Annotated in this window: 18 protein-coding genes and 2 pseudogenes; 3 read left to right on the top strand and 17 right to left on the bottom strand. The window is 64.4% G+C overall.

Translation table 11 applies throughout. The features are described 5' to 3' along the window. Positions 1 to 44 precede the first annotated feature (44 nt). Together OQE62_RS14870 and OQE62_RS14865 are read right to left on the bottom strand one after the other, a co-directional pair. The gene (locus tag OQE62_RS14870) at positions 45 to 1,739 is read right to left on the bottom strand and encodes a flotillin family protein (RefSeq protein WP_265722833.1); all 1,695 of its coding nucleotides are present in this window, start codon (positions 1,737 to 1,739) and stop codon (positions 45 to 47) included. A gap of 54 nt (positions 1,740 to 1,793) precedes the next feature. Further along, positions 1,794 to 2,432, bottom strand: coding sequence for a YqiJ family protein (locus OQE62_RS14865; protein ID WP_265722832.1), 639 nt, complete (start codon positions 2,430 to 2,432; stop codon positions 1,794 to 1,796). A gap of 214 nt (positions 2,433 to 2,646) precedes the next feature. Here OQE62_RS14865 and OQE62_RS14860 point away from each other — a divergent pair, with 214 nt between their 5' ends. Continuing rightward, positions 2,647 to 4,035 carry a nicotinate phosphoribosyltransferase gene (locus tag OQE62_RS14860; RefSeq protein ID WP_265722831.1) on the top strand — a complete coding sequence of 463 codons (1,389 nt, stop codon included), beginning with the start codon at positions 2,647 to 2,649 and terminating at the stop codon, positions 4,033 to 4,035. A gap of 284 nt (positions 4,036 to 4,319) precedes the next feature. On the opposite strand, the gene OQE62_RS14855 is transcribed toward OQE62_RS14860, so the two are convergent. Next, on the bottom strand, positions 4,320 to 5,096 hold the full coding sequence (locus OQE62_RS14855) for a ferredoxin--NADP reductase (RefSeq protein ID WP_265722830.1): 777 nt from the start codon (positions 5,094 to 5,096) through the stop codon (positions 4,320 to 4,322). Between the two features lie 160 nt (positions 5,097 to 5,256). Between OQE62_RS14855 and OQE62_RS14850 the strand changes: the two genes are divergently transcribed. After that, positions 5,257 to 6,144, top strand: coding sequence for a LysR family transcriptional regulator (locus OQE62_RS14850; protein WP_265722829.1), 888 nt, complete (start codon positions 5,257 to 5,259; stop codon positions 6,142 to 6,144). Between the two features lie 54 nt (positions 6,145 to 6,198). On the opposite strand, the gene OQE62_RS14845 is transcribed toward OQE62_RS14850, so the two are convergent. From OQE62_RS14845 to OQE62_RS14805, 9 genes are all read right to left on the bottom strand, one after another. Next, positions 6,199 to 6,693: a hypothetical protein gene (locus OQE62_RS14845; RefSeq protein WP_265722828.1), complete on the bottom strand. Its 495-nt coding sequence runs from the start codon at positions 6,691 to 6,693 to the stop codon at positions 6,199 to 6,201. A gap of 103 nt (positions 6,694 to 6,796) precedes the next feature. Continuing rightward, a complete protein-coding gene (locus OQE62_RS14840; RefSeq protein WP_265722827.1) occupies positions 6,797 to 8,431 on the bottom strand; it encodes a M28 family metallopeptidase in 1,635 nt (544 codons plus the stop codon). A gap of 109 nt (positions 8,432 to 8,540) precedes the next feature. Beyond that, positions 8,541 to 9,287 carry a hypothetical protein gene (locus OQE62_RS14835; RefSeq protein WP_265722826.1) on the bottom strand — a complete coding sequence of 249 codons (747 nt, stop codon included), beginning with the start codon at positions 9,285 to 9,287 and terminating at the stop codon, positions 8,541 to 8,543. A gap of 25 nt (positions 9,288 to 9,312) precedes the next feature. Further along, positions 9,313 to 9,732, bottom strand: coding sequence for an ACT domain-containing protein (locus tag OQE62_RS14830; RefSeq protein ID WP_265722825.1), 420 nt, complete (start codon positions 9,730 to 9,732; stop codon positions 9,313 to 9,315). A gap of 51 nt (positions 9,733 to 9,783) precedes the next feature. Further along, positions 9,784 to 10,518: a hypothetical protein gene (locus tag OQE62_RS14825; RefSeq protein ID WP_265722824.1), complete on the bottom strand. Its 735-nt coding sequence runs from the start codon at positions 10,516 to 10,518 to the stop codon at positions 9,784 to 9,786. 71 nt (positions 10,519 to 10,589) lie between these two features. Beyond that, positions 10,590 to 11,075 carry a hypothetical protein gene (locus tag OQE62_RS14820; RefSeq protein WP_265722823.1) on the bottom strand — a complete coding sequence of 162 codons (486 nt, stop codon included), beginning with the start codon at positions 11,073 to 11,075 and terminating at the stop codon, positions 10,590 to 10,592. A gap of 221 nt (positions 11,076 to 11,296) precedes the next feature. After that, positions 11,297 to 12,487 (bottom strand): c-type cytochrome, encoded by a 1,191-nt coding sequence (locus tag OQE62_RS14815; RefSeq protein ID WP_265722822.1) that lies wholly within the window; start codon positions 12,485 to 12,487, stop codon positions 11,297 to 11,299. A gap of 153 nt (positions 12,488 to 12,640) precedes the next feature. Continuing rightward, positions 12,641 to 13,327 carry a thiol:disulfide interchange protein DsbA/DsbL gene (locus OQE62_RS14810; protein ID WP_265722821.1) on the bottom strand — a complete coding sequence of 229 codons (687 nt, stop codon included), beginning with the start codon at positions 13,325 to 13,327 and terminating at the stop codon, positions 12,641 to 12,643. Positions 13,328 to 13,530: 203 nt separating this feature from the next. Next, positions 13,531 to 14,181, bottom strand: coding sequence for a c-type cytochrome (locus OQE62_RS14805; RefSeq protein ID WP_265722820.1), 651 nt, complete (start codon positions 14,179 to 14,181; stop codon positions 13,531 to 13,533). A 150-nt stretch (positions 14,182 to 14,331) separates the two neighbouring features. Between OQE62_RS14805 and yihA the strand changes: the two genes are divergently transcribed. Next, entirely contained in the window at positions 14,332 to 14,958 is a 627-nt protein-coding gene (yihA, locus tag OQE62_RS14800; protein WP_265722819.1) for a ribosome biogenesis GTP-binding protein YihA/YsxC, read from the top strand. 203 nt (positions 14,959 to 15,161) lie between these two features. Here yihA and OQE62_RS14795 read toward each other — a convergent pair whose 3' ends face one another. From OQE62_RS14795 to OQE62_RS14775, 5 genes and pseudogenes are all read right to left on the bottom strand, one after another. After that, positions 15,162 to 15,377, bottom strand: a complete 216-nt coding sequence (locus OQE62_RS14795; RefSeq protein WP_265722818.1) for a hypothetical protein — start codon at positions 15,375 to 15,377, stop codon at positions 15,162 to 15,164. Further along, the gene (locus OQE62_RS14790; protein ID WP_265722817.1) at positions 15,361 to 15,810 is read right to left on the bottom strand and encodes a hypothetical protein; all 450 of its coding nucleotides are present in this window, start codon (positions 15,808 to 15,810) and stop codon (positions 15,361 to 15,363) included. The genes OQE62_RS14795 and OQE62_RS14790 overlap by 17 nt, the downstream gene beginning before the upstream one ends. Positions 15,811 to 16,399: 589 nt before the next feature. After that, positions 16,400 to 18,204 (bottom strand): annotated as a pseudogene (locus tag OQE62_RS14785) (adenosylcobalamin-dependent ribonucleoside-diphosphate reductase). 1 nt (position 18,205) lies between these two features. Continuing rightward, complete coding sequence (locus OQE62_RS14780) at positions 18,206 to 19,171, bottom strand: ribose-phosphate diphosphokinase (RefSeq protein ID WP_265722816.1); 966 nt, start codon at positions 19,169 to 19,171, stop codon at positions 18,206 to 18,208. Then, positions 19,168 to 19,392 (bottom strand): annotated as a pseudogene (locus OQE62_RS14775) (hydrolase); the annotation flags it as partial. The pseudogene OQE62_RS14775 and the gene OQE62_RS14780, both read right to left, overlap by 4 nt.

The raw sequence follows: 19,392 nt of genomic DNA, 5'->3' as shown, positions 1-19,392 counted from the left end.
GCCGCCCCGCGGGCGGCTTTGAACACTCCTGGGCCAGGCTGCGATCAGCTTTCGGTTTCCACGGTCTTGCCGAGATCGCCGACACCGGCCTCTTTCAGCAGCGAATCCACTAGCGGCGCCATGGCACGGTGCTTCAGGGCACTGCCGACCAGTGCCTCGGGCAGGCTCTGGCTATTACCATCGCCGCCGCCCTCGACGGTTCCGCCGCCGGTGCGATCACCGACGCCGTTCAGACCCTCCACGGAAATGATCTTCATGCCGTCGATACTCTCCATCGGCTTGACGCTCTCGCGGATAATGTTCGGCAGGTTCTCGTGCAGGCTGAGGACTCGCTTCAGCGACACCTGCGCCTCGTTGAGGCTGTTGAAGGCTTCGTTCATCAGGCGCTGGCCCTCGGCGTCCACGGCGTATTTTTCCCGGTCGGCTTCCACCTGGATGCGCACCGCTTCCGCTTCGGCGGTGGCCTGCTGGCGCAGGGCCTCGGCCTTGTCTTCCGCCGCGGATTTTTCCGCTTCCGCGGCCACCTTGATGGAAGTCGCCTGGCGCTCGGCCTCCTTCTGCGCCTCGATGATTTCGATTTGCTTCTCGCGCTCCGCCACTTCGACGCTCTTGGCGGTGCCTACCTGCTCCTCCGCGCGCGCAGCTTCCGCGCGAGCGACGCTGGCCTGTTGATCGACGACAGACTGGTCCTTGGATTTTTCCGCGACCGCAATGGCGCGTTCCTGTTCGGCAATTTCCAGGGATTTCTGCTTGGAAATGCGCTGCTCGTCCAGGATGCGCTCGCGCTCGATCTCCTGTTCCTGCAGGCGCTTTTCCTTTTCGATTTCCAGCAGTTTCGTGGCCTGTTCGGCGGTAATGCGCGACTGATCCACCTCGCGCTCGGCTTCAATGCCTGCCTGGCGCGCGCCTCGCTCCTGTGCGGCCTGCTCGCGGGCAATATCTGCCTTCTGCGCGGCTCCGCGGTTTTCCAGTTCGCGCTGCTGTTCCAGGTGGGCGTAACGCTTTTCCTTCTCCAGTTCCAGGTGCTGGCGTTCCGTCTCCAGGTTTTTCGTCTCGATCTGCACCCGCGTTTCCTGCTCAACGTCGTTCACTTCCTTGCGCCGCGCCTCTATGGAGCGGGTCATGCTGGCCAGACCCTCGGCGTCGAAGACGTTGTCCTGGTTGAAGAATTCCTTGTGCGTCTGGTCCAGGCCGGTGAGGGAGACGGCTTCCAGTTCCAGGCCGTTTTTCAGCAGGTCTTCCGAGACCACCTGCTGCACCTTCTGCACGAACTGGCTGCGCTGTTCGTGCAGCTCCGCCATTTCCATTTCCGCGGCCACGGAACGCAGGGCGTCGACGAATTTGCCCTCGATCATCTCCTTCAAGGCTTCCGGATCGAGCGTGCGCACGCCCAGGGTCTGCGCCGCATCGGCGATGGCATGGCTATCCGGCTTGACGCGCAGGTAGAATTCCGCCAGCACATCCACGCGCATGCGGTCCTTGGTGATCAGCGCCTGGTGTTCCTTGCGGGATACCGCGAGGCGCAGGGTGTTCATGTTGACCGGGATGATCTCGTGCAGCACCGGCAACACCAGGGCGCCGCCGTTCATGATCACCTTCTGCCCACCCATGCCGGTGCGCACGAAGGAGCGCTCCTTGGAGGCGCGGGTGTAGAGACGCGCGAAGATGGTGCCGATAACAATCAGCCCCACAAGTACTGCGCCCGCCATTACAAGAATGCTGGAAAGATTCTGAATCACTGTGTGTTCTCCATTTTGATTGTTGTCTCCTACCTGAAGTCAAAGATTCGGGTGTCAAGTATCAGTCGGCGCAGCAATGACCCGGAAAGCGGATCCCCGCTCCTCCACCAACAGCACCCGGTCGCCCTGGCTGAAGGTTTCGTCGTCATAGGGCTCGACCATCACGTAGTGCGTGGTCCCGTAGGCATCGCTGAAACGGGCCTCGGCCGGGGAACCGGCGACGGCTTCCCCGACGGTGATAACGGCCACGCGGCCGGCGAAAGTGTCGCGGCCGACGGCCTCTGTCTCGTTGCCGAGCGCAAAGCGACGCAGCAGGCCGCCGACAAAGCGCACCTGCGGCAGCGCCAGGGCCAGTACCGGCAGCACCGACAGCCAGGCCGGCAGCAGCGCGCCGCTTACGGACTGCACCAGCATCTGCAGTAGCAGTCCGGTCACGCCGAAGCTGACCAGAAAGGCCACCAGTAGAATCAGCGCCGGCACCTCGCCGAACCTGAGCCAGCCCAGCACGCGGTTCAGCCCACCGCCGCTATCCGGCACATCGGCATTCAGCTCCAGATCCGGCAGCAGGTTGTCGAGCAGGTCGGACAGGCCGACGCCGATCAGTACCATGACGCCCTCGAGCAGCGCGATCATCAGCATCAGTACCAGCGCGCCAGTGAACAGCTGGTTGCCGTCTTCGAGCAGAAAGGCCATCAGTTGTCTGCCTCCGGATTACATACCGGTCGTTCTCTCATTGTTTCCCCCAATTTCGATGCACGGCAGTAAAAAGCGCCTACAAATTACAGGCGCCCCCAAAAGGGATCAATTACAGGCCATTACAGTGGCAGAAACGGCCGGCCACCGGTAGGCCCGGCCGAGCTGTGCTTTGCTTTTGGGATCACAGGCGCTCCCGGACCACAATACCGACATGACCAGGCAAAACCCGATTCTCAACGTCGACAGCTACAAAGCCAGCCACTACCTGCAGTATCCGCCGGGGGCGGAGCACGTCAGCAGTTACGTGGAATGCCGCGGCGGCGAGTTTCGCGAGGCGGTGTTTTTCGGCCTGCAGGCGTTTATGCGCCAATATCTGCAGACGCCCATCCGAAAGCGCGATATCGATGAGGCGGAGGAGATGCTGCACGCCCACGGCCTGCCGTTCCACCGCGCCGGCTGGGAGCATATTCTGGCCGCGCACGGCGGGCTGTTGCCGCTGGAGATCTCCGCGGTGCCGGAGGGCACGCTGGTGCCGCTGCACAATGTGATGCTGCAGGTGGTGAACACCTGTCCGGCCTGCTTCTGGCTCACCAGTTATATCGAGACGGCCATGGTGCGGGCGCTCTGGTACCCGATGACCGTGGCCACCCAGAGCCGCGCAATCAAGAAGACCGTGGCCCGCTACCTGGACGAGACCGCCGACTCCCGCGATTCGCTGCCGCTCAAGCTGCACGACTTCGGCGCCCGCGGGGCCAGCAGCCTGGAGAGTGCGATGATCGGCGGCATGGCCCACCTGGTGAATTTCCGGGGTACCGACACCGTCTCCGGGCTGGTCGCCGCGCGGCGCTTTTACGATGCGGATATGGCCGGCTTCTCGATTCCGGCCGCAGAACACAGCACCATGACCGCCTGGGGCAGGGAGCGGGAGGCGGACGCCTACGCCAATATGCTCGACCAGTTTGCCGGGCCGGACAGGATGGTGGCGGTGGTCAGCGACAGTTACGATCTCTGGCACGCGATCGACAACATCTGGGGCGGCCCCCTCAGGCAGCGCGTGATCGACAACGGCGGCACACTGGTGGTCAGGCCCGATTCGGGCGACCCGGTGAAAATCGTCACCGAGAGCCTGGAGCGACTGATGAAGATTTTCGGCGCAACGGAAAACAGCAAGGGCTACCGGGTGCTGCCGGACTTCATCCGCATCATCCAGGGCGACGGCGTCTCGCGCCACTCCATTCCCGAAATCCTGCAGGCGATGAAGGAGCGCAAACAGAGCGCCGACAATATCACCTTCGGCATGGGCGGCGAGCTGCTGCAGAAACTCGACCGCGACATCATGAGCTTTGCCATGAAGGCCAGTGCCATCCGCATCGACGGGCAGTGGCGGGATGTCTACAAGGACCCGGTCACCGGACCGGAAAAAAAATCCAAGCGCGGACGGCTGGCGCTGGTGGAAAACCGGCGCGGTGAAATGGAAACCATTCGCCTGGAAGAGCTGGGCCAGCGGGAGAACCTGTTGCTACCGGTGTATCGCGACGGGCGGATTCTGGTGGAGACGGATTTCGATCGGGTGCGCGCACGGGCGGAGCTGACACAGTAGGCCGGAAAACGCCGCCGTTATCCGGATGCAAAAAAACCACCCATATGGGTGGTTCAGAAAATGAAGACAACTTCACTGGAAGAGTGTCTGCCGCGGGCGACAGAACACCGGGGTCGACACTCCGAAAGCACCATATCCGTAATCGCTCCCTGCGCAATCCGTCGCACGCTCTTCCGAAGTACCAACGCCACTGTTCTGTCGGGGGATGGTTGGAGCGGGCCTGCGGCCCGCTTGCGCGGCTGGAGCCTTCAGCCCAAAAGGTAAAGGGCTGCACGCTCCCGGGATTATTTCTCCACGAACGCCCGCTCGATCACATACTCGTGGGGAACACCGGCGCGGGTTTCGCGGAAGCCGCGGTCGTCCAGGATCTTGGTCAGGTCCTTCAGCATCGCCGGGCTGCCGCAGAGCATAAAGCGGTCTTCCTCGACATTCGGCTGGGGCACATCCAGGTCCTTGAAGATTTTGCCGGACAGCATCAGGTCGGTCAGGCGGCCGTTGTTGCGGAACTTCTCGCGGGTCACCGTGGGGTAGTAGAGCAGCTGGTCGCTGATCACCTCGCCGAAATACTCGTGTTTCGGCAACTCCTTTTCGATCTGTTCGCGGTAGGCCAGCTCGGACACATAGCGCACGCCGTGGGTCAGGATCACCTGGTCGAAGCGCTCGTAGACATCCGGGTCCTTAATGATGCTCAGGAAGGGCGCCAGGCCGGTGCCGGTGGACAGCAGCCACAGGCGCTTGCCCGGCAGCAGGTGATCCGCCACCAGGGTACCGGTGGGTTTGCGGCTGACATAGATCTCGTCACCCGGCTCGATCTTCTGCAACTGCGAGGTAAGCGGACCATCCGGCACCTTGATGCTGAAAAACTCCAGCTCGTCCTCGTAGTTGGCGCTGGCGATAGAATAGGCGCGCAGCAGCGGACGGCCATTGCCCTGCGGCAGGCCGATCATTGTAAAATAGCCGTTCTCGAAGCGGAACGCCGGGTCGCGGCTCGTCTTGAAACTGAACAGGGTATCGTTCCAGTGATGGACGTCGAGCACCTTCTCTACATTCAAATTACTCATAACTTTCTATCAACAGCGTATATTCAAATTAGTTCTAAATTTAGAACTGCTTATTCCTGACTTCTCTGAACGGTTGAATTCTAACCCTGGAATATCTATAGGCAAAATGGGATATTTCGATATTCGTTATCGATTATTTGGATAAGCCAGGAAGTTTGCCGTGCGCTATTCCCTACGCCAACTGGAAGTCTTCCTCGCCTGCGCCCACTACGAGAATGTGAGCCGCGCGGCGGAGAGCCTCAACATGTCCCAGTCCGCCGCCTCCACCGCGCTGAAGGAGTTCGAACAGCAGTTCGAGCTGCGCCTGTTCGAGCGCACCGGCAAACGCCTGCGCATGAACGAACTGGGCCGCCAGCTCTGGCCCCGCGCCGAGGAGCTGCTGGAGCGGGCCCGCGAACTGGAACAGACGCTGGCCACCCACCGCGACCTGGGGCGGCTGAAGATAGGCGCCACCCTGACCATCGGCAACTACCTGGCCGCCGGCATCATGGCCCGTTACATGTCGGAGCAACCGGGCACGAGGGTAGAGCTGGACGTGGCCAACACCGCCGCCATCGCCGAGCGGGTGCTGAACTTCGAGCTGGATCTGGGGCTGATCGAGGGGGAACTCAACCACCCGGACCTGGAGATGATCCCCTGGAGGGACGATGAACTGGTGGTTTTCTGCGCGCCCGACCACCCGCTGGCGAAGCGCAGACACCTGAACGACAGCGATCTCTGCGCGGCCACCTGGATAGTGCGCGAACCCGGTTCCGGCACCCGCCAGACCTTCGAGCGCGGCCTGGCCGGGCTGCTGCCGAACCTGCATATCCTGCTGGAACTGCAGCACACCGAGGCCATCAAGCGCGCGGTGGAAGCGGGGCTCGGTATCAGCTGCCTGTCCCGGGTATCGCTGACCGACGCACTGAAGCGCGGCTCACTGGTAGAGCTGCCGGTGCCACAGCGGGATTTCCACCGCGAATTCTACTTTGCCCTGCACCGGCAGAAGTACCGCAGTGCGGGGATTGAGCGGTGGTTGGAGTTGTGTCGAGAGGTGCCTGAAGTGTAAAGCCACCCCAAAAAGCGGCGGCTTTTGTTGAAGTCGATCAGGCAGTGTCGGGGATTACTGAACCTTCACCAGCTCTGATTTGATTTCTTCCGGTACCTGATCAACGGATGCAATGGTCAGGCCGCCCATGGCTGTGGACGCGGTGCTCGGTTCTAGGTTTACATTCGCAGACTCCGGCAGTTTCCACATGGCACCAGTAGCCGGGTCAACGATCACCATGCCGATCAGGCCGCCAACCAAAATGTTGCCGATATACCAACCGTCCATTCCCGGACGAAGCTGAAAGCTCTGCTCGCGGTAGCCTGCCATCTGATACTTGATGGTGTAGCTGGCAGAAGAAAAAAAGCCATCGGAAGCGGATAAGGTAACAGTATCCGGAGTCACGCCGGAGTGTACATCCATCCCCGATTCGTCGGTCACGGTGAAATTCGCACCAACAGGATTACTCTTGATGGAAACCGGGTATTCACTATCGCTCAGAATGCTCGCGCAGCCGCTCGCAAACACCATACCCGCGACTACAACCCCCATAGTCAACTTTTTAATCATGTGATTTCCTTACCTTCTTGTCTTATTGGTACCGGCATACCAAATACCGGCGGCCGCGAAGGTTATCACATTTTTTTTGGCCAACGAGTCACAAAAGAAGCATTCACTCCCCGGCAAACAGATCGCCAAAGAAGTCCCCCTCATACCAATGCGGCTTTTCATCCGCATCCGCCACCTCCCGCGCGATGGCGTAGTTCACCTCGGTGAACTGCTTGGCGGCGATATAGTTGATCTGTTCGTCGGCCTCGTCGCTCGGCCGGTGGTAGCGGTCCTGCAGGAATTGATTCTGCATCGCCGTGCCGTCCATTTCCGGATCCAGTGCCTCGCGGCCGGTGATCAGGTAGATGGCGGGCACGCCCTGGCGCACGAAGTTGTAGTGGTCGCTGCGCACGAAGATCACCTGTTCCGGCATCGGGTCCGGGCTCAATTTCAGGTCGGTGCGGGCAGCGGCGCGCGCGGCGGTTTTACCCAGCGTGGAGTGCTCGGCGCCGAAGGCGATGATATCCCTGAACGGGTACAGCAACATCGGCATATCCAGGTTGATGTTGCCGACGATGGATTGCGACGGCACCGGCGGGTGCCGGGCGAAGTAGTCCGAGCCCAGCAGTCCTTTCTCTTCCGCCGTCACGGCCACGAACAGCAGGGTGCGGCGCGGCGGTATGCCGGATTCCCGGAACAGGCGCGCCGTCTCCAACATCACGGCGATACCGGCGGCATTGTCCTGGGCACCGTTGTTGATCCGGTCGCCCTCCCCTTCGTCTTCCGTGCCGAGGTGATCCAGGTGCGCGGAGAAAACCACCACTTCGTTTTTCAGTGCCGGGTCGCTGCCCGGCAGCATCGCCACCACATTGGGGCTGGTGATGTCCTCGTGCGCAGCGCCGCTGGTCAGCGATGCCTTGTAGGGCAGCGCGAAACCCTGCGGCACCAGGCCGCTGTCCATTTCCGTAAAGACGGTATCGAGGCTGTGTTCGGCGCCCATGAAAAGCTGGCGGCCGGCGGGCATATCCAGCATCACGCCCGGGTGCAGGCCGGGGATGGCGCCGCCGGGGATGCCGTCGCTGCGCACCCAGTCCAGGTTGTCCTCGTGCAGGTACTCAACCGAGCGCTGGAAGGGCCAGCGTTTCTCGCGCTGCGGTGTGTTCAGCAGGATGGTGCCCACGGCGCCGTGGCGCGCGGCCGTCTCCCGCTTGGTGCGGCCGGAGGCGTAGTGGGCGCCCACCTCGCTGGGCAGCTCCTGCGGACGGCCACTGAGAATCACGACGATCTTGCCGCGCACATCCAGGTCGGCATAGTCGTCGACACCGTAGTCCGGCGCCTCGATACCGAAGCCGACAAACACCAGCCCGGCGGTGGTGGCGGTGTCCTCGCTCAGGGTGGGCGGCGAGGCGATAAAGTCCTCACCGAACCTGAGGGGGATATCGCCGTCGCGCCCCTGCAGTACCAGGGTCGGCTCGCGGCCATCCCAGCCGGCGCGGCGGAAGGGGACCGGCTGCATGTAGCCGTCACTGCCGGCGGGCTGCAGGCCCATGGCCCGGAACTGTGCGGCGACATAGTCGGCGGCCTTGCGGTAGCCGGGGGTGCCGGTTTCGCGGCCGGCCAAGGCGTCGGCCGCGAGGATGTTCACGTGCTCGCGGATATTTTCGCTATCGGCATCGGGAATCGGCGCCGGCGTGTCGGTGCTGGCACAGGCGGCCAGGGCTGCCGCCATCAGGGCGCCGAGCAGGGTTCTTGTGTTCATCGGCAAATCGGTGTTGTTGTGAATTCTCGGGTCGGGTTGGCGATCAAGCTTATCACGATCCGCGCGGGCGGCATCCTGGTGTCGCCGGCAGCGATTCCGCAAGGGGGGATCAGGCCGCGCGGCCGATATCGGGGTAGGCGCGGGTCACCGCGGCGGTGACTTTTTCGTAGGCGCTGTCGGGGCAGAATTCGCCGTGGGCGGCCATGAAGTGGATGAACGGCAGATCCAGCAGGCGCAGGAAATCCTCCTGCAGCCAGTGGGCCGGATCGCACCGCTCCGGTGTGGCCCGCGCGCGCCAGGTGGGCGCCACCTGCATGCCGCGGCGGATGCCGCCGAAACGCAGCAGGTTGCGTCCGAACCAGCTGCAGCCGCGCCAGGACCGCCAGTACTGGATGGCGTCGCAGGTCAACAGCAGGCCGCCGTTATAGGGCACCCAGAGTGCCGCTTCCGGGCAGCGGCTGCGGCGGAATTCCACAAAGCGGCCGCCGGGGATCGGGCAGTCCCCCCCCTCCTGCAACAGCCGGTCCGGTGCCGGTGCGGGGTAGAGGTCGGAATCGGCCTGGCGCCAGAAGGTGAGGCTGTAGCGGTCGCGGTAGTAGAGATCGTCGCAGCCGTGGTGGTGGCCGAGACGCACGGCGTGGCGGATCTGCCCCAGCTCCTCGAGCCGCTCTTCCTCCGCCCGGCGCAGGCGCACCGGGTTGACCAGGGTCAGCTCGTCCCCCCAGCGCAGTATGCCCATATTGCGGTTGATGACGGTGGCGGGGGCGAGTTTTGCGGTGCCGGGCAGACAGAAAAAATCCGGCAGCAGCTGGCGGATCTCGCCGTGGGGTTGCGGCTGCGGATAGTCGATCTGCATGGGTGCCGCGCTCCCGCTGTCTGTGTCAACTGTACTGGGCGCGGTTGCAGATACCGCGCAGTATCTGCAGTGCCCTCTGCGCGTCCCGCTCGGGGACGAAGACATGGTCGTGGTGCAGCGCGGCGACAACGTTTGCGCTGATGCCCTCGGCGGCCAGCTCCCGCGACACCACCGCAGTCAGCCCCACCGCTTCCAGGCTGGAGTGGATCTGCAGGGTGATCTGGCAGTAGCCGCTGGCCGCGTCGTCCTGCAGCAGGCCCTCGCGCTTCGCCAGCGCACGCGGCAATATCGCGCTGGGCCCTTCCCGCTCGCGGAAAATGCACAGGCAGCCGGCGCACAGGCTCCGCAGCCGCGCTTCCGGCAATGCGACGAAAGCGTAGACCTCCCCTTCCAGTTGTGGATCGATATTCCGCAGCAGTTTTCCCAGGCTCACTTCCGCATTCATAGAGGTTTTGCCAGAACAGTCTGTCTGTTTCGGCCGGCCACACGGGGTCGGTCAGTTTTCTTCTCGCGTTTTTTTGTCGCCGCCGCGACCACTGCCGCCGGCCGCCGGAGCGTCGGCTCCCGGAGCGTCCGTGAATGTCTCGCCCTCGAATTCCGGTTCGCCCTCGGCCGGCGTGGTGTCCACTTCGATGCTATTGCGTTCGGCCTGCATTTCCCAGCGGTCCAGGGCGCCGTCGATATCTTTTTCCAGTTCCATGGGCGGAAATGCCGGGCAGGGATCGTCCTTGCCGGGATTGTGCCAGCCGGACAGTGGTGCGACGAACACGATCAGGGATTTGTGCAGCAGGTTGCGGCCGATGCTGGCCTCGGTCCAGGTGGTCTGCCAGGCGTACTTGCCCTTTACCGCATAGTCGCTCTCGTAGGATTTCAGCGTCAGGAAATAGGGATAGAGTCTGCCGCTGCGACAGACGATGCGGCGCTCGGTCTTGATATTCGCCATCTGCGTGAACGGATCGAAGTACCAGCGGATATCGTAGCCGTAGGTGAAACGCATTTCGTCGCCGCGCTCGACAAACGCGTAGGAGCGACCGGTGCCATCGGCGTCCAGGCTCCAGACATGGCGGGCCTCGCCGTCGCGGGATATCAGCCAATCCCCCACCCACTGTTCTGCCTCGAAGCGGGAGTCCGCGTGCCAGCCTTCACCCTCTTCCCCCTCGCCCTCCGCCGCCACGGCGCCGGTACAGGTGAGCAGTATTGCCAGCGTGAGAATAAAGCGTCGCTGTATCACAGCCCTACTCCGAATCCGCTTTACTCTTCCCTGAGAAACCATCCCTGTGGCGCCCGGCCGGGGTGGCCCTTTCAACTGGTCAGGTTCGGGCATTCGCCGCCCGCGCGCGGTGTCTCCCAAGTCTCCAGGCGGCGCTGGAAGCTCAGCAGCTTCCCGCCGTCCTGCAGCCAGTGGCGGCCGTCTACTATGGCGAAGTTTAAGGTCACCGGGCTCCAGCCGGTAAAGGCCACCGCCACCTTGCCGCCGGCGCAGCGCAGCCGCGCGCCGGTGCGTACACGCACCCGGTCGCCCACCAGCTTCCAGTTGATGGCAAAACCGTGGGACAGGCGACCGCTCTCCTGGAAGCCGTAGGCAAAACCGGTGCCGTCGGCGTTGAGCTGCCACACCAACTGGGCGTCACCCTCGCTGACCACCAGCCAGTTGCCGGCCCAGTCGCGCTGGCGGACATCCGCCGAGGCGGCCAGTGGCAACAGCAGGAAAAGGAACAGGATCAGTGCGTAGGCGTTGAGGAAGGAAAAGAGAAGACTCTGGGAGCAGGGTCGACGCAACAACTTCATGCGCAACTCCGGTTGTTCGGGTGACTGCGACTGGCGGCGGCTCTCAATGGATAGACCGCCACCGGCTTTCCCTTACGGCGAACCCGCTTGCGGTTATCACTCGCCGCCATGAAAAACCGCAGATGCGCGTTTTTTCACGTCCCTTATTTTCAAGGCTAGACGCAAAAACCCACCCTGGCAGCGCAAGCATCAAAATTATTTATTCGCGCGCCAGTGGCAGGTCAGCGGCGGCTGCGTCGAAGCCCGAGCCAGAGCACCAGGCCCAGTCCCAGCGCTGTGGCAAACAGCAGCGCCGCCCAGAAATGCAGGGGACGATCGTCCGCTACCGGCTCTAGGCGAGTCCGCGCCTTCACCAGTCCGGCGCGCAATTGCTGGAAGGCGGCCATCACCCGGGCCTCGGGGGCGTTGCCGAGAATTCCCTCGCGCAGTGACTCCCAATGACCAGCCAGTTGCGCCGCCAGTGGCGGGTCCCGCTGTTGCAGTGCGGCACGCCGCGGCAGGTAGCCGCGGCGGTAGGCGAGCATCACCCGGTAGTAAGCGGTGGTGCTGTCTCCGGCGCGGTAGGCAGCTTCGGCCAGTTGCAGCAGGCCATCGACCCGGGCCAGCGGATGCTCCAGCGCCCGCACGCGGTCCGGGTTGCCGCGCCACCAGAGCAACGCCGCGGCGCCGTCTCGCGGCAACTCCACCGGCCGCGCCGTGGCCATGCCCGGCAGGCCCACCAGCGCCGGGTAGCGCTCCGCCAGTTCGGCGGCCGGCGGCTCGGCACCGGCCACTGCCAGGTGTGCCACGGTCACCGCCAGCGCCCAGCGCTGGCGGCTGCTCAGGTCCCTGTCGACAGCCGCGGAATGGACGCTGTCGGCGATCGGGTCGAGGGTGTTGTAAATATCGTAGAGACTGAAACTAGCCATACGCGCGGCGTCGTCCAGCGCCGGCCCTTGCGCCCCGCCCTCGCCGCGGGCGCCGTGACAGGCGGCGCAGCGTTTCTGGTAGAGGGCGCGAGCCTCGCCGGCGGCGGGCAGCATCCGGGCCGGCGAACGCTGCAGTTGGTAGAGCTGCGCCACGCGGTCGGCGGCGGCGTTGGCGCGGCGGCGCACTTGCACCGCGTCGCGCTTTTCGGCGATGGCGCCGTCCAGTTCCAGTACGCTCCTCTCCAGTGCCGCGCGCCCGGGCCTATCCGGCAATTGGCGCACCAGCTCAAGCACCCGGGCCAGGTTGCGGCGCTGCTGCTCGTACAGGCACTGGTCGCGAACTTCACCCTCCCGAACCGAATCGGCATAATCCACGGCGATATACGAAAGCAGGTTGCTCGCCTGGGCCGCCAGTGATTCGCGCTCCGGATCGCCCTGAGCGGAAACGGCGCCGGACAGCCACAGCAGCAGGCAGAGTGGGAAGATTGAGAGGCGGGCTGGCATCGGGAATGCTTTCTGGGGATTCGGCTCAAGATTAGCAGCCGGGGGCCGGCTGCGGCCGCAGGGGTGAGCGGGCACCCTCTCCCGGGCAGAGCGACAAAACACCGGACATTAAAAACCCCGCGCACGGCGGGGTTTCGGATCGCAGAGCGGAAATCAGCCGCGCTCGGCGCGCTCTTTCTCGATCAGGTAGTCGGCCACTTCCAGCATCAACTGCTGGCCGTTGCTCTTGCCTTTGAAGCCCGGCAGGGAGGAGCTGATGCGGTACTTGCCAGCCACCACCACTTCCGGTGTACCGGAAAGCTGGTAGGCCCGCTGGTTGGCCATGCCCTGCTTGACCCTGCTGTTGATGGCGAAAGAGTTCATCAGTTTGGCGGCCTTGGCGCCGTCGGCACCGTTGGCATTGAACAGCTCCTCGATCGCCTTCAGGTCCGGATCCCAGTCGCGGCCGTCGCGGGTGGCAAACATCTTGCGCTGGTTGTTGATGGCACTGAAGATGGGTGTGTGCATCTTGTCCAGAACGCCCATGGCATCGGCCACGTAGAACATGCGCGCGTGCACCTCCATCACCGGCTGCCAGATGGCCGGGATCTTCAGCAGCGCCACATCCTCGGGTATCTCACTCTTCCAGCTCTTCAGTATCGGCTCGAAGTGGTAGCAGTGACCGCAGCCGTACCAGAACAGCTCGGTAACCTCGATCCTGCTGTCGTCTTTCTGCGGTACCGCCTGCGACAGCACCTGGTAGTGCTGGCCTTCCTTGAACTGGCCGCTGTCCTGGGCACAGGCGGCGAGGCTGAACAGCATGCTTAGCACCAGAGTTAGCGGGGCGGCGACGGCTCTCATAGTCTTCTCCAACATTATTCTTGCGGCCTCGGGCCGGGACACTCTCAAATAGACAGCGTCGATTATTGAAGTTCCCGCTCCGGGACGCAAGAAATCCGGGCAATAACTGCACAAATTGCTACCTGGCCCCGGTCGCGACTTGAGAGTCAGACACAGAAAAGCCGGTCCGGGACCGGCTTTCGGGTGCTGTTTGCCGCCGCCGATCAGTCGGTCAGGCCGGCGATATAGTTGGCGACCGCCGTGATCTCCGCATCGGACAGCTGCTTGGCGACGGTGCGCATGGTGCGGGTATCGCCGTCGTTGGCGCGCTCGCCGCTGCGGAAGGCCTTGAGCTGACTCTCGATATAACCGGCGTACTGGCCGCCGAGACGCGGATAGCCGGCCGGTGCATTGCCCTTGCCGGTGGGGGAGTGGCAGCCCATGCAGGCGGGCACGCCGGTCTCGCTGTTGCCGGCGCGGTAGAGGTCGCGGCCGAAGACCAGCGCGTCGACGCTGTCGCCGTTGTTCAGGGTCACGGACATGGCCTGGGAACCGGACAGTTGCATGTTCTGCGACGCAAAGTGGGCGGCGATGTCCTGCAGGTCCTGTTCGTCGAAGTTGTCCAGCTGGCCCGCCATCTGCGGCACTTCGCGGGCGCCGCTCTTGATATCCATCAACTGCTTGGCGAGGTACTTCTCGCCCTGGCCGGCTATCTTGGGAAAGGTGGGCGCCGGGCTGTTGCCGTCGGGCCCGTGGCAGGCGGCGCAGGCCGCGGCCTTGGCCTTGCCCGCGGCGGCGTCTCCCTCGGCCATCGCGAAAGGCGCGATCATTACCAGGCCGAAAGCCAGAGCGGTGTTCTTTATAATGCTGTTCATACGTCGTCCCGTTGCGCGAATATGGCATCTGGCGTCGCCCCCCTGCCTGACCCCTGCGGGAGCCTGCGACGCAAAATCCGCGGCATTATATACTTGCGCGCCAATGCAGTGTACAGCCCCTGCTTAATGTACCGAATCGACGGACTTCCCATGTCAGAATCCCATCCCGAAAAGCTCAACTACCGCGCTGTACAATTCCTGACCAGCGCCCCCACCCTGGCGGAGTGCCCCCCGGACGAGGGCACGGAGGTGGCCTTTGCCGGCCGTTCCAACGCCGGCAAATCCAGTGCGATCAACGCGCTGACCGGCAACAACAAGCTGGCGCGCACTTCCAAGACGCCGGGCCGCACCCAACTGATCAATTTCTTCAGCGTCACCGACACGCAGCGCCTGGTAGACCTGCCCGGCTACGGCTACGCGAAAGTGGCGCGCTCGATGAAAGACGAGTGGCAGCGGCACCTGGCTTTCTACCTGGAGCAGCGCGAATGCCTGCGCGGTTTGGTGCTGCTGATGGATATCCGCCAGCCGCTGAAGGAGTTCGACCTGCATATGCTGACTTGGTCGGTGAAAGCCGGGCTGCCGGCCCATATCCTGCTGACCAAGGCGGACAAGCTGAAGAACGGCCCCGCCAACAACACCCGCTTCGCGGTGGAGAAGGCGCTGAAGGAACAGGGATTGGATACCGGCGTCAGCGTGCAGATCTTTTCCGCCACCAAGAAAAACGGGCTGGACAAGCTGGAGCGCAAGCTGAACGAGTGGTTGGCGCTGGAAGAGTAGCGAATTCCAGTAAGCGGGGCCAGGTGCAGTGTTCGCTGGACTTCGCATAGCCCGGTCCAACCTGCGCCTGAGCTCCCCAAAGCCGAAAAAGAACTGTGCGGCCGATGCGAAGGTCCTGATGTCGGGAGCGGGGCCGCCACTGATTACCGGCACCGACATCTAGCATCAAACAGGCGCACACCGGGTTCGCCCCGACGGCAACATCACAACGGTGCGAGCGAACGGTCGGCGCTGGGGCCGGATAGCAGCGACTGCAACAGCGCCCGCCGCAGCCGCCGGCGGGCCCGCGGTGTCAGGCCGCGCAGATCCTCCGCCGCCAGGCGCCGCTGCGCCAGCAGCGACACCAGCGTCTCCTCGCGAATGCCGATTTCCAGATAGGACATGGCGACCCGGCCGGCGGGATCAGTGCAGGCGCGCATTGCCGATGGCTGCACTGCCGCGCCAGGGCGCCGGCACCGGCTCTTCCGACTGGCCCACGTAGAGGGCGCGGATACAGTCGGCCGTAGTGCGGTAGTGCCGGCGATCGGCCAGTTCCCGGGCCAGGCGCGAGCTGGCGCCCACCAGGATGTAATTGCACAGGTTGCTCTCTCCGCGCTGGCGGTAGGCGTCCATCAGTTGGCGAGCGCTGTCGGAAAAACGCATTGCGGCCACCGGATAGCCGGGCCACTGTTCGCCCAGCAGATAGTCCGCCAGTTCGAAGGCGCAGCCCAGGAACGGGATCGCCTCCCCGTAGCTGCGCTCTTCCAGCAGGCTGGCGCCCCGCTCCATCCAGTTCAGCCAGGCCCGTTCGGCGCGGTGGGGGTCGGCGGTCAGCCACTGGCGGTGGTTGGCGCAGAGAAAATGTAGATTCACGGCGTTGCTCCCGGTTTTTTGTTTCTGTGGACTGTCGGGCCCGATCCAATCGGGGACAGCATCCATTCATGCTAATGCGAATCATTATCAACCGCAATAATAGCACGGGGAAACAGACGCCCCGCGTCGACGGGCGCGGCAACGCACGGACCGGAATCGGTGGCGGGCGGGGAATTAAAAAAGACCGGCAGATGGGGACTGCCGGCCAGGGGTCAGTGCCCTTGGGGACGGGCACTTCGCAGACGCACCCAGGGGGACGGGTACGCCTGTGGGTTCTCACCTTTCCAGAACCGTCTTTACATTGGGAAGAATAGGCTCGGCGGATCGCGTTCCCCAGCAGTTTCTGCCGGAGACGCGCCTGTCCGGAATACTATGCTGCCGGACAGATGATTTCAGGAATTGCTTCCCAGCCACCGGCAAAAAAAAGCCCCGATGTTGGGGAAGTCTCGGGGCGGGGAAGCTCACTTACGGGGTATGGAGTAGAGCAACAAGTTGTGTTGCCTGTTTAGAGCGGCCCCGGTGGGGACAGTTCCCGCCCCGGATGTAAAGAAGCGTTAATGCCGGATATGCCCCCCGTTCCCCGGTCCCCTTACTCCCCCTCCCGCTCGATATCGCAGCAGTGGCTGGCCGGTACCTCGCCGCCGCTGGTGAGTACCGCCTCGGTAATCGGGTTGGGGCGGAAAGTGGTGCAGCCCTTCAGGCCCAGCTCGAAGGCGCGGCGGTAGAGGGACTCGAAATCCGCAAACGGATAGTCTTCGGGCACATTCACCGTCTTGGAAATGGCGTTGTCCACAAACGGCTGCAGCGCCGCCTCCATGCGCAGGTGGGCCAGCGGCGGCAGGCGCCGGGCGGATACGAACTCCTCCGGCAGCGCCTCCGGGTCGCCACCGCGCTCGCACCAGAGGCGGTAGGCCGGGTCCACTATCTCGAACTCGCGGTAGTCGCCGCTGCCGGTCAGCACCCGACGCGAGTGGCGGAAGTCGAACACCGGCTCGATACCGCTGGAGACACCGTTGGCCAGCAGGCTGATGGTACCGGTGGGGCGATGGCCACCAGGTGGCTGTTGCGGATGCCCTTTTTTGCGATGCCGTCGCGCAGCGACCGCGGCAGGGCCCGTACGTCGGGCCCGGCGAGGTAGGCGTCGCGCTCGAAGAACGGGAAGGTGCCCTTCTCCGCCGCCAGCTCGATCGATGCGCGGCAGGCGCTGTCGCGGACGGTTTCCAGTACCCGCGCCGCCAGTGTGCGGGCGGCATCGCTATCGTAGTGCAGCCCCAGCAGGATCAGCGCGTCGGCCAGCCCGGTGATACCGATGCCGATACGGCGGCTGCCGCGGGCCTGTTCCCGCTGCACCGGCAGCGGGTAGCGGGACAGGTCGATCACATTGTCCAGCATACGCACCCCCAGCGCGGCGGTGTCGGCGATGCCGGCCCAGTCCAGCTCTGCGCGGTCGGTGAAAGGCGCGCGCACGAAGCGCATCAGATTCACCGAGCCCAGGTTGCAGGCGCCGTAGGGCGGCAGCGGTATCTCGCCGCAGGGATTGGTGGCACCAATCTGCTCCCGGTAGTAGAGATTGTTGTGCCGGTTGATGCGGTCGACGAACAGCACGCCGGGCTCGGCGCAGTCGTAGGTGGCGCGCATGATGCGATGCCACAGATCCCGCGCGCGCACCCGTTTCAGCACCCGGCAGGGCACCGCGTCGCACTCGCCACTCCAGCGGCGCTCCACCCGCTCGCTGCCGCTGCCGTCCAGTTGCCGCTCCGGAAATACCAGCGGCCAGTCGCGATCCGCCTCTACCGCCGCCATGAAAGCGTCATCGACCAGCACCGACAGATTGAAGTGGCGCAACTCGTGCGGATCGCGCTTGGCGTCGATAAAGCGCTCGATATCCGGGTGGTCGCAGCGCAGGGTGGCCATCATGGCGCCGCGGCGGCTGCCGGTGGACAGCAGCGTCGCGCACATGGCGTCCCAGATGCGCATGAAGGACACGGGCCCCGAGGCGATGGAACCGGTGTGCTGCGCACGGCTGCCGGCCGGGCGCAGGGTGGAAAAGTCGCAGCCGATACCACCGCCCTGCTGCATGGTCAGGGCCGATTCCTTCAGGCGCTCGAAGATGGCGTCCATCGAGTCCTCGATGGTGCCCATGACGAAACAGTTGAACAGGGTCACCTGGTGGCAAGTGCCGGCGCCGGCGAGAATGCGACCGCCGGTCAGGAAGCGGAAATCCTCCAGGTTGCGGTAGAAACGCAGCGCCCAGCGGCCGCGATCGCTCGCCTCCACTGCCGCCAGTGCCCGCGCCAGCCGCCGCCAACTGTCCTCGACGGATCTGTCCCGGCGCCGGTGACGATACTTGGTATCCCAGATAAAACGGGAGATGCCGGCCTCGAAGTAGTCCATATCAGAGACTCAGCTGCGCCGCGGGACCGCTATCGTGCAGGCGGCGGATGGCCTCCGCCAGCAGCGGCGCGCAATCGACCACTTCCAGCCCCTCCCGCCGCTGCTGCGGCAGGGAATTGGTCACCGCGATCGCCTCCAGCGGCAGCCGGGCCAGCCTGTCCAGCGCATCGCCGCAGAACTGTCCGTGACCGGCCAGGGCAAAAATGCGCCGGGCGCCGCCCTTTTCAAGCGCCTCGGCGGCGCGGCAGATGGTGCCGCCGCCGGCGATCAGGTCGTCGACGATCAGCACCGTGGCATCGCGCACCTCGCCCACCAGGGCGCCGCCGGAGAGTTCGCCGGCGCTGCGGTATTTCTCCGCGAAGGCGCTGCCGGCCTCCCGCTTCAGCCGCTCTGCCAGCGCCTTGCGAAAGGCCTCGGCGCGCTTGACGCCGCCCACATCCGGCGAGGCCACCACCAGCGGGTTTTTGTCCCCCTTCAGTCGCTCGGCGGCAAACTCCACAAACAGCGGCTGCGCCGGCAGGTGCAGGGTGCGGCAGCGGAAGGCGTTCTCGAACGCGGCCTGGTTGTGGACATCCAGGGTCACCACGGCGTCGGTGCCCACGGCCTCGAACAGGTTCGCCAGGTAGCGGCTGGAGAGGGGATCGTGCAGCTTGGTGCGGCGGTCCTTGCGCCCGTAGCAGAGATAGGGAATCACCGCCGTCACCCGCGCGGCGCCGGCGTCCTTCAGGGTATTGATAAAGAAGAGCGTGCGCACCAGCTTGTCGTCGACGCTGCTGTGCCCGTCGGTATCCAGCGACTGCACCAGGTAGACATCGGCGCCCTCGACATCGTCCAGCGGGCGCATCTTGTGTTCGCCATCGACAAAATCCCGCTCTTCGTGGGCGGCCAGTGGCTCGCCCAGGGCGGCGGCGACGCGGCCGGCAAACTCGGCGCCGGCGTCGAGACTGAACAGCTTCAGGCGGCTCATCGCAGGTGCCGCCGGAACCAGTCGATCGCCAACCCCACCACCCGGTCCAGGGTGCCCGGCTCCTCGAACAGGTGGCTGGCGCCGGATACCAGCTCCAGCTCGGGCCCGACGCGCATGCGCGCGGCGGCCTCGCGGTTGAGCTGGATCACGTGGGTGTCGTCGCCACCCACCACCAGCAGCGTCGGCGCGCGCACCTGCGGCAGGGCGTCGCCGGCCAGGTC

Source organism: Microbulbifer halophilus (assembly GCF_026183675.1).
Lineage (GTDB): Bacteria > Pseudomonadota > Gammaproteobacteria > Pseudomonadales > Cellvibrionaceae > Microbulbifer > Microbulbifer halophilus.
The sequence above is the reverse complement of the archived record's forward strand: the minus strand, read 5'-3'. Positions and strand labels throughout refer to the sequence as shown.

Coding starts and splice junctions, on each gene's coding strand:
- OQE62_RS14865 (WP_265722832.1), bottom strand. CDS start 2,432: ATGGCCTTTCTGCTCGAAGACGGCAACCAGCTGTTCACTGGCGCGCTG.
- OQE62_RS14860 (WP_265722831.1), top strand. CDS start 2,647: ATGACCAGGCAAAACCCGATTCTCAACGTCGACAGCTACAAAGCCAGC.
- OQE62_RS14855 (WP_265722830.1), bottom strand. CDS start 5,096: ATGAGTAATTTGAATGTAGAGAAGGTGCTCGACGTCCATCACTGGAAC.
- OQE62_RS14845 (WP_265722828.1), bottom strand. CDS start 6,693: ATGATTAAAAAGTTGACTATGGGGGTTGTAGTCGCGGGTATGGTGTTT.
- OQE62_RS14840 (WP_265722827.1), bottom strand. CDS start 8,431: ATGAACACAAGAACCCTGCTCGGCGCCCTGATGGCGGCAGCCCTGGCC.
- OQE62_RS14835 (WP_265722826.1), bottom strand. CDS start 9,287: ATGCAGATCGACTATCCGCAGCCGCAACCCCACGGCGAGATCCGCCAG.
- OQE62_RS14830 (WP_265722825.1), bottom strand. CDS start 9,732: ATGAATGCGGAAGTGAGCCTGGGAAAACTGCTGCGGAATATCGATCCA.
- OQE62_RS14820 (WP_265722823.1), bottom strand. CDS start 11,075: ATGAAGTTGTTGCGTCGACCCTGCTCCCAGAGTCTTCTCTTTTCCTTC.
- OQE62_RS14815 (WP_265722822.1), bottom strand. CDS start 12,487: ATGCCAGCCCGCCTCTCAATCTTCCCACTCTGCCTGCTGCTGTGGCTG.
- OQE62_RS14810 (WP_265722821.1), bottom strand. CDS start 13,327: ATGAGAGCCGTCGCCGCCCCGCTAACTCTGGTGCTAAGCATGCTGTTC.
- OQE62_RS14805 (WP_265722820.1), bottom strand. CDS start 14,181: ATGAACAGCATTATAAAGAACACCGCTCTGGCTTTCGGCCTGGTAATG.
- yihA (WP_265722819.1), top strand. CDS start 14,332: ATGTCAGAATCCCATCCCGAAAAGCTCAACTACCGCGCTGTACAATTC.
- OQE62_RS14795 (WP_265722818.1), bottom strand. CDS start 15,377: ATGCGCGCCTGCACTGATCCCGCCGGCCGGGTCGCCATGTCCTATCTG.
- OQE62_RS14780 (WP_265722816.1), bottom strand. CDS start 19,171: ATGAGCCGCCTGAAGCTGTTCAGTCTCGACGCCGGCGCCGAGTTTGCC.